This window comes from Mesorhizobium quangtriensis (assembly GCF_040081925.1).
Classification (GTDB): Bacteria; Pseudomonadota; Alphaproteobacteria; order Rhizobiales; family Rhizobiaceae; genus Mesorhizobium_K; species Mesorhizobium_K quangtriensis.
The window spans coordinates 771,915-784,335 of sequence record NZ_JBEBMF010000003.1 but is presented as its reverse complement, the minus strand read 5'-3'; the positions used below and the strand labels follow the sequence as shown (position 1 = coordinate 784,335).

General features: G+C 61.4%; 14 protein-coding genes and 1 tRNA gene. All 15 read left to right on the top strand.

Going from position 1 to position 12,421, the window contains the following annotated elements; genetic code table 11:
• A partial coding sequence (locus ABMA32_RS19590; protein WP_484534581.1) for an EF-Tu C-terminal domain-related protein occupies positions 1-200 on the top strand: 200 nt, incomplete at its 5' end.
• Between the two features lie 229 nt (positions 201-429).
• Positions 430-505 (top strand) — tRNA-Trp (locus ABMA32_RS19585).
• Positions 506-626: 121 nt separating this feature from the next.
• Positions 627-1,457: a 3-deoxy-8-phosphooctulonate synthase gene (kdsA, locus tag ABMA32_RS19580; protein WP_349015454.1), complete on the top strand. Its 831-nt coding sequence runs from the start codon at positions 627-629 to the stop codon at positions 1,455-1,457.
• A gap of 84 nt (positions 1,458-1,541) precedes the next feature.
• Positions 1,542-1,904, top strand: coding sequence for a PRC-barrel domain-containing protein (locus ABMA32_RS19575; RefSeq protein ID WP_349015492.1), 363 nt, complete (start codon positions 1,542-1,544; stop codon positions 1,902-1,904).
• A 422-nt stretch (positions 1,905-2,326) separates the two neighbouring features.
• Positions 2,327-3,601, top strand: a complete 1,275-nt coding sequence (eno, locus tag ABMA32_RS19570) for a phosphopyruvate hydratase (RefSeq protein WP_349015453.1) — start codon at positions 2,327-2,329, stop codon at positions 3,599-3,601.
• A gap of 75 nt (positions 3,602-3,676) precedes the next feature.
• The gene (locus ABMA32_RS19565; RefSeq protein WP_349015452.1) at positions 3,677-4,003 is read left to right on the top strand and encodes an FtsB family cell division protein; all 327 of its coding nucleotides are present in this window, start codon (positions 3,677-3,679) and stop codon (positions 4,001-4,003) included.
• A gap of 172 nt (positions 4,004-4,175) precedes the next feature.
• Positions 4,176-5,240 carry a pyruvate dehydrogenase (acetyl-transferring) E1 component subunit alpha gene (gene pdhA / locus ABMA32_RS19560; protein ID WP_349015451.1) on the top strand — a complete coding sequence of 355 codons (1,065 nt, stop codon included), beginning with the start codon at positions 4,176-4,178 and terminating at the stop codon, positions 5,238-5,240.
• Positions 5,241-5,251: 11 nt separating this feature from the next.
• Positions 5,252-5,533 carry a hypothetical protein gene (locus ABMA32_RS19555; protein WP_349015450.1) on the top strand — a complete coding sequence of 94 codons (282 nt, stop codon included), beginning with the start codon at positions 5,252-5,254 and terminating at the stop codon, positions 5,531-5,533.
• A 25-nt stretch (positions 5,534-5,558) separates the two neighbouring features.
• Entirely contained in the window at positions 5,559-6,980 is a 1,422-nt protein-coding gene (locus ABMA32_RS19550) for a pyruvate dehydrogenase complex E1 component subunit beta (protein ID WP_349015449.1), read from the top strand.
• An 18-nt stretch (positions 6,981-6,998) separates the two neighbouring features.
• Positions 6,999-8,363: a pyruvate dehydrogenase complex dihydrolipoamide acetyltransferase gene (locus ABMA32_RS19545; RefSeq protein ID WP_349015448.1), complete on the top strand. Its 1,365-nt coding sequence runs from the start codon at positions 6,999-7,001 to the stop codon at positions 8,361-8,363.
• A gap of 10 nt (positions 8,364-8,373) precedes the next feature.
• Positions 8,374-8,823 (top strand): hypothetical protein, encoded by a 450-nt coding sequence (locus ABMA32_RS19540; protein WP_349015447.1) that lies wholly within the window; start codon positions 8,374-8,376, stop codon positions 8,821-8,823.
• Positions 8,820-9,461: an SGNH/GDSL hydrolase family protein gene (locus tag ABMA32_RS19535; protein ID WP_349015446.1), complete on the top strand. Its 642-nt coding sequence runs from the start codon at positions 8,820-8,822 to the stop codon at positions 9,459-9,461. The genes ABMA32_RS19540 and ABMA32_RS19535 overlap by 4 nt, the downstream gene beginning before the upstream one ends.
• A gap of 16 nt (positions 9,462-9,477) precedes the next feature.
• Positions 9,478-10,938 (top strand): dihydrolipoyl dehydrogenase, encoded by a 1,461-nt coding sequence (gene lpdA / locus ABMA32_RS19530; protein ID WP_349015445.1) that lies wholly within the window; start codon positions 9,478-9,480, stop codon positions 10,936-10,938.
• 132 nt (positions 10,939-11,070) lie between these two features.
• Positions 11,071-11,328 (top strand): GlsB/YeaQ/YmgE family stress response membrane protein, encoded by a 258-nt coding sequence (locus ABMA32_RS19525; RefSeq protein WP_349015444.1) that lies wholly within the window; start codon positions 11,071-11,073, stop codon positions 11,326-11,328.
• A 106-nt stretch (positions 11,329-11,434) separates the two neighbouring features.
• Positions 11,435-12,415 (top strand): lipoyl synthase, encoded by a 981-nt coding sequence (gene lipA / locus ABMA32_RS19520; RefSeq protein ID WP_349015491.1) that lies wholly within the window; start codon positions 11,435-11,437, stop codon positions 12,413-12,415.
• The last annotated feature ends 6 nt before the right edge of the window (positions 12,416-12,421 follow it).

Sequence of the window (12,421 nt, the reverse complement as noted above, 5' to 3'; positions counted from 1 at the left end):
CGCAGTTCTACTTCCGCACGACGGACGTGACGGGCATCGTGACGCTGCCAGCCGGCACCGAGATGGTGATGCCCGGCGACAACGTGACGGTCGACGTGCAGCTGATCGTGCCGATCGCGATGGAAGAGCGCCTGCGCTTCGCCATCCGCGAAGGCGGCCGCACCGTCGGCGCCGGCATCGTCGCTTCCATCATCGAGTGATCGATGATGGCGACATGCCGAAAGCCGCCGACGGCAACGTAAGTGGTGCAGATGGCGCGCAAGCGCGATTTGCACGCGGCGCCGGCATCGTCGCTTCCATCATCGAGTAGTAGAAAAACATCGATAGGAAAGGGCGGCTTCGGCCGCCCTTTTTGTTTGCGCTGCCGACCAAACGGCGGAAGAGGCCTTGAAACCGCCAAGGCTTTGTGAAATGTACGCGTCCGCGCCTAGGGGTATAGCTCAGTTGGTAGAGCGGCGGTCTCCAAAACCGCAGGTCACAGGTTCGAGCCCTGTTGCCCCTGCCACCGACCATACAGTTCAAACAATCGCGCGTTCTCCCGATGGCGAAGCCTTGCGCGGCAGCCGCTTGAAGCCCGGGCTGAATTGATGCACATGGCCGGCGACACCGTTTCGCGAGGCTTTGGCATGACCCCCAACAAGACCGTTACAATTGGCGAGGCGTCGTTTTCCAACGCCGCGCCGCTGGCCCTGATTGCGGGCCCGTGCCAGCTCGAATCGCGCGGCCATGCCTTCGACATGGCCGGCAAGCTCAAGGAACTCACGTCGAAGCTGGGAATCGGCTTTGTCTACAAGACGAGCTACGACAAGGCGAACCGCTCGTCGCTGGGTACGTCCCGCGGAGCGGGGCTCGATGCCGCCTTGCCGGTATTCGCCGACCTGCGCAAGGAACTCGGCGTTACTATCCTTACCGATGTACATACCGAGGAACAGTGCGCGATCGTGGCTGACGTCGTCGACGTGCTGCAGATACCGGCGTTCTTGTCGCGGCAGACCGACCTGCTCGTCGCAGCCGCGAAGACCGGCAAGGTGGTCAACGTCAAGAAGGGGCAGTTCCTAGCTCCGTGGGACATGAAGAATGTGGTCGCCAAGGTGACCGGCTCCGGCAACCCGAACGTGCTGGTGACCGAGCGCGGCGCTTCCTTCGGCTACAACACGCTTGTCTCCGACATGCGGGCCCTGCCGATCATGGGAGAGATCGGCGCGCCTGTGATCTTCGACGCGACGCACTCCGTGCAGCAGCCGGGCGGGCAGGGCACGACCTCTGGTGGCGATCGACGCTTCGTGCCGACGCTGGCCCGCGCGGCGGTGGCCGTCGGCGTTGCTGGGGTCTTTATCGAGACCCATGAGGACCCGGACAACGCGCCTTCCGACGGCCCCAATATGGTGCCGTTGAAGGGTCTGCCTGCCCTGCTTGAAAAGCTGATCGCGCTAGATCGTATCGCCAAGGCGGCATAGGCGATTTCTTGAGGCAGCCGGAACCTTCGCTGTCCACAACCATTTTCCTCGTACTTCCCACGACGAGGAGATGTCCCAATGAACATGCAGACACCCGGCGGCCATACCAACGCGATCACCGCCTCGCGCGTCATCGGCACCGCCGTCTACAACACGGCTGGCGACCGCATTGGCTCGATTGAAGACGTCATGCTTGAGAAGATGTCGAACGGCATCATGTTCGCCGTGATAGGCTTTGGCGGCTTCCTCGGCATTGGCGAAAAATACCACGCCATTCCGTGGTCCTCTCTCGACTACGATGAGGACAAAGGCGGCTATGTCGTGCCCTTCACGAAGGAACAGCTTGAGGCCGCACCGTCCTATTCGATCAACGATCTGACGAAGGGGGACGGCACCGTCGCGCGCGACGCATCCTACGACTACTACAAGGTCGATCCGTACTGGTGAGATTTTCGCTCGGAGCGGCCTCGGCTGCATCATCCAGCGAAAAAGGCCCTGCCGGCGCAAGCCGGCAGGGCCTTTGCGTCAAGACACTATTGTTGCGAGAACAACGGCGCGACAGACGGTTGCTCGGACTGCATGGTCTCAGGGCTGCACGACGTCATGAACGCTGTGACGATAAGCAATAAATTCAAGATACCGGAAAACTCGGACATGGCGAAACCCCCTCCGTTTCGCCCCGCGCGACGTACACGTTAGTTCAATTTCAGTCACTGGACTGCACCATATCGATGACAAATGACGACAAGCAGTCGCATTTCGTGAATCGGTCGCATTAGGCGGATAAATGAGCGGTTCGGATTGAATTTTGCCGGGCTTCCACTAAGAGGGGCGCGGCTTCAACCCATATTTCCCGAGGATTTCCGCACATGACCGCCATTATTGACATCGTAGGCAGAGAGATTCTGGACAGCCGTGGCAACCCGACCGTCGAGGTCGATGTGGTTCTCGAAGACGGTTCGATGGGCCGAGCAGCGGTTCCATCGGGCGCTTCGACCGGCGCGCATGAAGCGGTCGAACTGCGGGATGGCGGGTCGCGCTATCTCGGCAAGGGAGTGGAGCGCGCCGTCGAGGCCGTGAATGGTGAACTCTTCGAGGCCATCGGAGGCATGGAGGCAGAGAACCAGATCCAGATCGACCGCACGATGATCGAACTGGACGGCACGCCCAACAAGTCGCGACTTGGCGCAAACGCCATCCTCGGCGTGTCGCTTGCCGTCGCCAAGGCTGCTGCGGAAGCCTCCGGCCTGCCGCTCTACCGCTATGTCGGCGGTGCGGGCGCACATGTCCTGCCGGTGCCGATGATGAACATCATCAATGGTGGCGCGCATGCCGACAATCCGATCGACTTCCAGGAATTCATGATCATGCCGGTCGGCGCGGACTCGTTCCGTGAAGGTTTGCGCTGGGGTGCGGAAATCTTCCACACACTGAAGAAGGGCCTAAAGGAAGCAGGCCATAACACCAATGTCGGCGACGAAGGCGGTTTCGCGCCGAACCTGAAGAGCGCGCCTGTGGCGCTGGACTTCGTCATGGCATCGATCGAGAAGGCCGGCTACAAGCCGGGCGAGGAGGTCGCCATCGCGCTCGATTGCGCCGCGACAGAATTCTTCAAGGACGGCGCCTACGTCTATGAAGGCGAGAAGAAGACCCGCGATCCTAAGGCGCAGGCGAAATATCTCGCCAAGCTTGCCGTCGATTACCCGATCATCTCGATCGAGGACGGCATGGCCGAGGACGACTGGGAAGGCTGGAAGTACCTGACCGACCTGATCGGCTCCAAGACGCAGCTTGTAGGCGACGACCTGTTCGTCACCAACACGGCCCGGCTGACTGATGGCATCAGGATGGGCGTTGCCAACTCGATCCTCGTCAAGGTCAACCAGATCGGTTCCCTGACCGAGACTCTCGACGCGGTCGGCACCGCTCACAAGGCCGCCTACACGGCGGTCATGTCGCACCGCTCCGGCGAGACGGAGGATTCGACCATCGCCGACCTCGCTGTCGCCACGAACTGCGGACAGATCAAGACCGGCTCGCTGTCACGCTCCGATCGCATGGCGAAGTACAACCAGCTTATCCGAATTGAAGAAGAGCTTGGCAGGCAGGCGCTGTACGCCGGCAAGTCGATCCTGAAGGCGTAGCGGTCTTCGCGGCTCCCGCTAACCGCCTGTTAAGCACAATCGGGCGAGATAGGCGGGTGAGATGGGAGCCGCCCAATGTGGACGCGTCAGCATAAGCAGAGAAAGACCGGACGGCTCATCGTGCCGGCCATCTCGGCGCTGTTCCTTGCCTACTTCGGCTTCCATGCCTACCACGGTGAGTACGGCATCTATTCCAAATATCGCTATGAGGCGCAGGGCGTCGAACTGCAGTCGAAGCTCGATGCCGTACGCGCTCAGCGCATGGAAATGGAGCGCCGTGTTCAATTGCTGCACGACGGCACGCTTGAAAAGGACATGCTCGACGAGCAGGCGCGCAGGGCCCTGAACTTCACGCAAGCGGACGAGATTGTCATCATGCGCAGCTCGCTTCCCAAGAATTAACTTGATTCTGGTTATTTCAAGAGTTTTTCAACGATTTTAATCGGTTACGTCGCATGCCTGCCATGCATTTTTCCGCATGGCTCAAGGGCGGCAGGCGTGCTAGCGTCCGTACCAATCGAGGGCAATGTATCCTCGGACTGTCCGCGAAGAGACAAGACACAGGGAGTGATGAATGGCCGTAGCCGCCAGGAAGGCGTCCGCAACCAAATCCAAAGCGGACGTGAAAAGCCAAGCCAAGTCTCTTGCAGCGCCCTCGGCGCCTAAGCCAGCCAATTTCACTAGGGAACAGGAGCTCGATGCCTATCGCGGCATGCTTCTGATCCGCCGCTTCGAAGAGAAGGCCGGCCAGCTTTACGGCATGGGCTTCATCGGCGGTTTCTGCCATCTCTACATCGGTCAGGAAGCCGTCGTCACCGGCATGAAGATGGCGCTGATCGAAGGCGACCAGATGATTACCGCCTATCGTGACCACGGGCACATGCTCGCGATGGATATGTCGCCGCGCGGTGTCATGGCCGAGTTGACCGGCCGTCGGGGAGGATACTCCCGCGGCAAGGGCGGCTCCATGCACATGTTCTCCAAGGAGAAGAACTTCTACGGCGGCCACGGCATTGTCGGTGCGCAGGTGTCGCTCGGCACCGGTCTGGCTTTCGCCAACCGCTATCGCGGCAACAAGAACGTCTCGCTGACCTATTTCGGCGACGGCGCGGCCAACCAGGGCCAGGTCTACGAAAGCTTCAACATGGCCTCGCTGTGGAAGCTTCCGGTGATCTACGTCATCGAGAACAACCGCTATGCGATGGGCACCTCCGTAACGCGCTCTTCCGCCGAGACCGATTTCTCGCAGCGCGGCGTTTCGTTCCGCATCCCGGGCATCCAGGTCGACGGCATGGATGTGCGCGCCGTGAAGTCGGCTGCCGACCTCGCCGTGGAGTGGTGCCGCTCCGGCAAGGGGCCGATCATCCTGGAGATGCAGACCTACCGCTATCGCGGCCACTCCATGTCTGATCCGGCGAAATACCGCTCGAAGGACGAAGTGCAGAAAATGCGCTCCGAGCATGACCCGATCGAGCAGGTTAAGGCGCGCCTGACCGCCAAGAAGTGGGCGAGCGAGGACGACCTCAAGGCAATCGACAAGGAAGTTCGCGACATCGTCGCGGACGCCGCTGAATTCGCGCAGACCGATCCCGAGCCGGATGCATCCGAGCTCTATACGGACATTTATATCAGCGCGTAGAGAGGGGTGCGGTGAATACGATCGTGGCCTTTTGGATGGTTGGTGCCTTATGTGTCTGGCTCGTTGCCGCCTACAGCGCTGTCAGGATGGTGGGGTTGACTCCGCTTGATAAGCGAGTGGCGATCTCCCGCGAAATCAGCCTTTTTAGATTCGGTCGTATCCCTGAACATCTGAATGAATCTGCCCTGACACATCTACAGCGTATGAAGCTCGCTCGCTCGATATTCGTCGCCTTGGTCCTTATTCCTTTAGTCGCCCTCTGGGCTGTTGGCTTATTGCTGCTGCTACTGTAGCGCGCTAGAGCTGGGAGATACCGTTATGCCGATCGAAATCCTTATGCCTGCGCTTTCCCCGACGATGGAGGAGGGCAACGTCTCCAAATGGCTGAAAAAGGTCGGGGACAAGATCACCGCCGGTGACGTGATCGCCGAGATCGAGACCGACAAGGCGACCATGGAGGTCGAGGCTGTCGATGAAGGCACGCTGGCCAAGATCGTCGTGCCGGAAGGGACCGAAGGCGTGAAGGTGAATACGCCGATCGCCATACTGGCTGTCGATGGCGAGGACGCGTCCAAGGCTGGCGACGCTACGCCGGCAAAGGCCGCGGAGCCTCCGAAGCAGGAAGCCCCGGCAGATGATGCCGGCGGCAAGGCGCGTGCTGCAGCCGACGAACCGGCGGTTGATAACGAAGCAGCCAAGGTTCCGGCTGCGCCGAAGACAGAAGCCGCCGCCGACCCGGACATCCCGGCCGGCACCGAGATGGTGTCGACTACCGTTCGCGAGGCCTTGCGCGACGCAATGGCCGAGGAAATGCGCCGCGACGAGGATGTCTTCGTCATGGGCGAGGAGGTCGCCGAGTATCAGGGCGCCTACAAGATCACGCAGGGCCTGCTTCAGGAGTTCGGCCCGCGCCGCGTTGTCGATACGCCGATCACCGAGCACGGTTTTGCCGGCGTCGGCGTCGGCGCCGCCATGGCGGGCCTGAAGCCGATCGTCGAGTTCATGACCTTCAACTTCGCCATGCAGGCGATCGACCAGATCGTCAACTCGGCGGCCAAGACGCTCTACATGTCCGGCGGCCAGATGGGCGCGCCGATCGTGTTCCGTGGCCCCAACGGAGCGGCAGCGCGTGTTGCCGCCCAGCACAGCCAAGACTATGGCGCATGGTACGGTCACATTCCCGGCCTCAAGGTCGTGCAGCCCTATACGGCGGCCGACGCAAAGGGCCTGCTTAAGGCCGCGATCCGCGATCCGAACCCGGTCATCTTCCTCGAAAACGAAATCCTCTACGGTCACCACTTCGACGTGCCCAAGCTGGATGATTTCGTGCTGCCGATCGGCAAGGCGCGCTTGCACAAGGCCGGCACGGACGTGACGCTGGTCTCATGGGGCATCGGCATGACCTATGCGGTGAAGGCTGAGACCGAACTCGCGGGCCTTGGCATCAATGCCGAAGTGATCGATCTCAGGACAATCCGGCCAATGGATTTGGACAGTGTGATCGCATCGGTTCGCAAGACCAATCGGCTCGTGGTGATTGAGGAAGGGTTTCCGCAGTCTTCCGTCGGCGACTTCATCGCCAACCAGGTGTCGCGACAGGCCTTCGACTATCTCGATGCCCCGGTGATCACGATCGCCGGCAAGGATGTGCCCATGCCGTACGCCGCGAACCTGGAGAAGCTGGCCCTGCCGAGCGTCGCCGAGGTCGTCGAGGCGGTAAAAGCCGTCACGTATCGCTGAGCGGCGAGGGAGGAAGCCATGCCGATCAACATCACTATGCCGGCCCTCTCTCCCACGATGGAGGAGGGCAATCTCGCCAAGTGGCTGGTCAAGGAGGGTGACAAGGTCTCGCCCGGAGACGTGATCGCCGAGATCGAAACCGACAAGGCGACGATGGAAGTCGAGGCGGTGGACGAAGGCACGGTCGCCAAGATCGTAGTGCCGGCGGGTACCGAAGGGGTGAAGGTCAACGCGCTGATCGCGGTGCTCGCGGGCGAGGGTGAGGATGCAGGCGCTGCAGCCAAGTCTTCAGGCGGCGCCGAGAAGAAGGCAGAGGCTCCAAAGGCTGCCGAAGCACCGCAGCAGGAGGTGAAGGCCGAAGCGCCCAAAGCCGAGGCTCCAAAGGCCGAACAGCCGAAAGCAGACAAGGCACCTGTTGCAATCGCCAATGGCCATGCGTCCGGCGAGCGTGTTTTCGCATCGCCGCTGGCGCGCCGTGTCGCCAAGGATGCCGGCCTCGATATCGGCGCTGTGACAGGCAGCGGACCTCATGGCCGCGTTGTCCGCGCCGATGTGGAAGCCGCAATCTCAAACGGAGGCGCGAAGGCCGCGCCGCAGGCGAAAGCGGGCGGTGCCTCACCTGCCGTCAAGCCGATGTCGGACGAGGCAGTCCTCAAGCTCTTCGAGGAAGGCTCATACGAGCTCATCCCGCATGACAACATGCGCAAGACCATCGCGCGCCGGCTGGTCGAAGCGAAGTCTACCATCCCGCATTTCTACCTGACGCTCGATTGCGAACTCGACGCGCTGCTGGCGCTGCGCACGCAGATCAATGCCGCTGCGCCGGTGAAGAAAACAGAGAAGGGCGAGGAACCCACCTACAAGGTTTCGGTCAACGATATGGTCATCAAGGCAATGGCGCTCGCTTTGCGCGACGTGCCGACCGCCAACGTCTCGTGGACTGACACCGCGATGGTTCAGCACAAGCAGGTGGACGTTGGCGTCGCCGTCTCCATTCCGGGCGGCCTCATCACGCCAATCATCCGTCATGCCGACACCAAGTCGCTGTCGGTGATCGCCAACGAGATGAAGGACCTTGCCGGCCGCGCTCGCACCAAGAAGCTCAAGCCAGAGGAATATCAGGGCGGTACGACGGCCGTCTCCAACCTCGGCATGTTCGGCATCAAGGACTTTGCCGCCGTCATCAACCCGCCGCACGCGACGATCCTCGCGGTCGGCGCAGGCGAGGCACGGGCCGTCGTGAAGAAGGGCCAGATCGTCGCCGCCACTATCATGTCGGTGACGCTCTCGACCGACCACAGGGCTGTCGACGGAGCGCTCGGGGCAGAGCTTCTGGTGGCCTTCAAGCGGCACATTGAAAACCCCATCGGCATGCTGGTGTAAGGCGAAGGCCGTGAAGCTGGTCGGAACGATCGTCTTCGCGCTGGCAGTCTCGGTCGTGCTCTCGGCGGGTGTCGGAACCGTGCTTTCGATCTTCGTGGGCAATGGCAACTTCTTTGTCGTGGTCTTTTTTGCCGTTGTTCTGGTCGCTCTAATCTCTGTGACGCTGTTCGCCCTGGCCTCTTTCCAGCCGGTTCGACGTCAGGCAACGCGCCGCCTTGCGTTGTTCCTGACTGTCGTGCTTTGCCTGACGACCTTCGGCATGGCGGCTGCGCATTTCGGGGCGCAGGGGACGGTTGCTGCCACATGGCCCGGCGTGCAGGTCATGCTCGTGCTTCTGGTTACGTGCGAACTGGTGGTGCTGGTCCACTGGTTCATCTTCAGGCACGAGCCACAGTCCAGAATAGAGCCTGCGATGCAGTTTGGCCGCGCGGGCGCCGTGAATACCGGAGGGAGGAAATGACGAAAACCATACTTTGCTACGGCGATTCCTTGACGTGGGGCTATAACGCCGTCGGGCCGTCGCGCCATGCTTACGAGGACCGCTGGCCGAGCGTGCTACAGGCGGAACTCGGGAATGGGGTGCGCATCATCGCCGACGGGCTGAACGGCCGCACGACGGCCTTCGACGATCACCTGACCGCAGCGGACCGAAATGGCGCGCGCACGCTGGGAACCGCGCTGCTCACCCACGCGCCGCTCGATCTGGTCATCGTCATGCTCGGCGCCAACGACATGAAGCCTCAGATCCACGGCAGCCCTGCAGTCGCCAAATACGGCATGCTCCGGCTGGTCGAGATTATTCGCGGGACAGACTACGGCTTCGGGTGGAAGGCTCCGGGCATTTTGCTTGTGTCTCCGCCTGCCGTCAGCAAGACGGACGATGCGGAGTTCAGCCAGTTCTTCGCCGGCGGGCCGGAAGCCTCGCGTGAACTGGCGCGGTATTATGCCGAACTCGCGGAAATGACGGGAACCGGTTTCTTCGACGCAGGTAGCGTCGCAGAGACGACACCGCTCGATGGCGTCCATCTCGACGCGGAAAACACGCGGGCTGTAGGGCGCGGACTGGCGCCGGTCGTGCGCAAGATGCTGGCACTCTGAGCCACAGGAGATTTCCATGGCCAATTCCTATGACGTCATCATCATCGGTTCGGGGCCGGGCGGGTATATCGCGGCGATCCGCGCTGCACAGCTCGGGCTGAAGACTGCGGTGGTGGAGCGCGAGCATCTTGCCGGCATCTGTTCCAACTGGGGCTGCATCCCGACCAAGGCGCTGCTGCGCACGGCGGAAGTGTTCCACTATGCCGAGCATGCTAAAAACTACGGCTTTTCGATCGAAGGCAAGGTGACGCCCGACGTGAAAGCGATCGTCGATCGTTCGCGCGGCATCGCCCAGCGCATGAACAACGGCGTCGGCTTCCTGATGAAGAAGAACAAGGTCGACGTGATCTGGGGCGAGGCGAAGATCACCAAGGCCAACAAGGACGGCGGCGGCGAGATTGTCGTGTCCAAGACGACAAAGAAGCCGATGGAGCCTGTGGGGCCTGTGCCCAAGAACACACTGGGCGAGGGCACATACACCGCCAAGCACATCATCATCGCCACCGGCGCGCGGCCACGCGCATTGCCCGGAATCGAGCCGGACGGCAAGCTGATCTGGACCTATTTCGAGGCGATGGTGCCGAAGGACCTGCCGAAGTCGCTGCTGGTCATGGGGTCCGGCGCGATCGGAATCGAGTTCGCTTCTTTCTACCGTACCATGGGCGTCGATGTGACAGTGGTCGAGATCATGAGCCAGGTGATGCCGGTCGAGGATACCGAGATTGCCACCTTCGCCAAGAAGCAGTTCGAGAAGCAGGGCATGAAAATCCTGCTGGAAGCCAAGGTCGCCAAGGTCGAGAAGGGCAAGGATGCAATCACCGCCCACATCGAGACCAAGGATGGCAAGGTTCAGAAGATCACCGCCGACCGCATGATCTCCGCCGTCGGGGTGCAGGGCAATGTCGAGAACATCGGACTGGAGGCGGTCGGCATCAAGACCGAGCGCGGCACCATCGCAATCGACGGCTATTGCCGCACGAACGTGCCGGGCTTCTACGCCATCGGCGACGTCGCGGGTCCGCCGATGCTGGCGCATAAGGCCGAGCACGAGGCGGTCATTTGCGTGGAGAAGATCGCCGGTCTGCCCAACGTCCATCCGCTCGACAAGCTGAAAATCCCCGGCTGCACCTATTGCAGCCCGCAGGTTGCGTCGGTCGGTCTGACGGAAGCGAAGGCGAAGGAGGCAGGTTACGACATCCGCGTTGGGCGCTTTCCTTTCGTCGCTAACGGCAAGGCGATCGCGCTCGGCGAAGACCAGGGCATCGTCAAGACGATCTTCGACAAGGAGACCGGCCAGCTTCTCGGCGCTCACATGGCCGGCGCCGAGGTGACCGAACTCATCCAGGGTTTCGTAATCGCCATGAATCTGGAGACGACCGAGGAAGAACTGTTCCACACCATCTTCCCGCACCCGACGCTCTCCGAAACCATGAAGGAAAGCGTGCTGGATGCGTATGGGCGCGTGCTGAACGCCTGAGGAGAATTTTTCGACCGACCGCTATGCTTGGAACCTCCTGCTTCACTATTTCGTTATGGCCCCGCTTTCCGCAATCGTGCGGTGAGCACGTCAAATGGCGCAGACAGTCTGTGCAGATAAAGGATGAGGGCTATGGAAGCTGGAGCGGGAATGGGCTGGATCGCAGCCATCTTGGTTGGAGGCGTCGCCGGGTGGCTGGCCGAGATGTTCATGAAGAGCAACATGGGTGTGCTCATGAACATTATCCTCGGCATCGTCGGCGCGGTCGTGGCCAACGCGATACTGGGCGCGATCGGCGTGTCGATCGGCACCGGCTGGGTAGCCTATTTGGTGGCCGGCTTCATCGGAGCCTGCATCCTGATAGCGATCGCGCGTCTTTTCAGACGCTAGCATCAAGTTCAAGCTATGCATCAAGGTCGTTGCGGCATGCGTCGCAGCGGCCTTTTTCTTTACGTTCAAACGTCATAGATACGGTCGATAGGCGTCCGCGCCCAATCTGAAAAGGTTCGTGATGGTCAACGTTATCGACCGCATCGCCAACGCCCCACGCGTCCGGCACCCGGAAAAGGCCCATCGGCCCGACCAGGAAATGCTGAGAAAGCCCGACTGGATCCGCGTCAAGGCGCCGACCTCCAAAGGTTACGCCGACACCCGCGAGATCGTGAAGACGCACAAGCTGGTAACCGTCTGCGAGGAGGCGGGCTGTCCCAACATCGGTGAGTGCTGGGACAAGAAGCACGCAACCTTCATGATCATGGGCGAGATCTGCACGCGCGCATGTGCCTTCTGCAACGTCGCCACGGGCATCCCGACCGCGCTCGATCATGACGAACCGGCGCGCATAGGCCATGCCGTGAAGCAGATGGGACTCTCCCATGTCGTAATCACCTCGGTTGATCGCGACGACCTTGCCGACGGCGGGGCGCAGCATTTCGCCGAGGTGATCCACGCCATCCGGCGCGAGGCTCCGGGCACCACCATCGAAATCCTGACGCCGGATTTCCTCCGCAAGGATGGCGCACTGGAAGTCGTCGTCGCGGCGCGCCCGGATGTCTTCAACCACAATCTCGAAACCGTGCCGTCGAACTACCTGACGGTGCGGCCCGGCGCGCGCTATTTCCATTCGATCCGGCTGCTTCAGCGGGTGAAGGAACTCGATCCGTCGATCTTCACCAAGTCCGGCATCATGGTCGGGCTGGGCGAGGAGCGGAACGAAATCCTGCAGCTCATGGACGATTTGCGCTCGGCCAACGTCGATTTCATGACCATCGGCCAGTATCTCCCGCCGACGAAGAAGCACCATCCGGTAAAGCGCTTCGTCACGCCGGAAGAGTTCAAGTCCTACGAAACCGTCGGCCGCACTAAGGGCTTTCTCCTCGTCGCATCGAGCCCTCTGACGCGCTCCTCGCATCATGCCGGCGAGGACTTTGCCCGCCTGCGCGCCGCGCGTGAGACGCAATTCGCGAAGTCGGCATAATCGTAT

Excerpts from the sequence above, each read along its gene's own strand:
- pdhA (WP_349015451.1), top strand. The coding sequence starts at position 4,176 with ATGGCCGTAGCCGCCAGGAAGGCGTCCGCAACCAAATCCAAAGCGGAC.
- ABMA32_RS19565 (WP_349015452.1), top strand. The coding sequence starts at position 3,677 with ATGTGGACGCGTCAGCATAAGCAGAGAAAGACCGGACGGCTCATCGTG.
- eno (WP_349015453.1), top strand. The coding sequence starts at position 2,327 with ATGACCGCCATTATTGACATCGTAGGCAGAGAGATTCTGGACAGCCGT.
- ABMA32_RS19575 (WP_349015492.1), top strand. The coding sequence starts at position 1,542 with ATGCAGACACCCGGCGGCCATACCAACGCGATCACCGCCTCGCGCGTC.
- ABMA32_RS19535 (WP_349015446.1), top strand. The coding sequence starts at position 8,820 with ATGACGAAAACCATACTTTGCTACGGCGATTCCTTGACGTGGGGCTAT.
- ABMA32_RS19550 (WP_349015449.1), top strand. The coding sequence starts at position 5,559 with ATGCCGATCGAAATCCTTATGCCTGCGCTTTCCCCGACGATGGAGGAG.
- lpdA (WP_349015445.1), top strand. The coding sequence starts at position 9,478 with ATGGCCAATTCCTATGACGTCATCATCATCGGTTCGGGGCCGGGCGGG.
- kdsA (WP_349015454.1), top strand. The coding sequence starts at position 627 with ATGACCCCCAACAAGACCGTTACAATTGGCGAGGCGTCGTTTTCCAAC.
- ABMA32_RS19545 (WP_349015448.1), top strand. The coding sequence starts at position 6,999 with ATGCCGATCAACATCACTATGCCGGCCCTCTCTCCCACGATGGAGGAG.
- ABMA32_RS19525 (WP_349015444.1), top strand. The coding sequence starts at position 11,071 with ATGGAAGCTGGAGCGGGAATGGGCTGGATCGCAGCCATCTTGGTTGGA.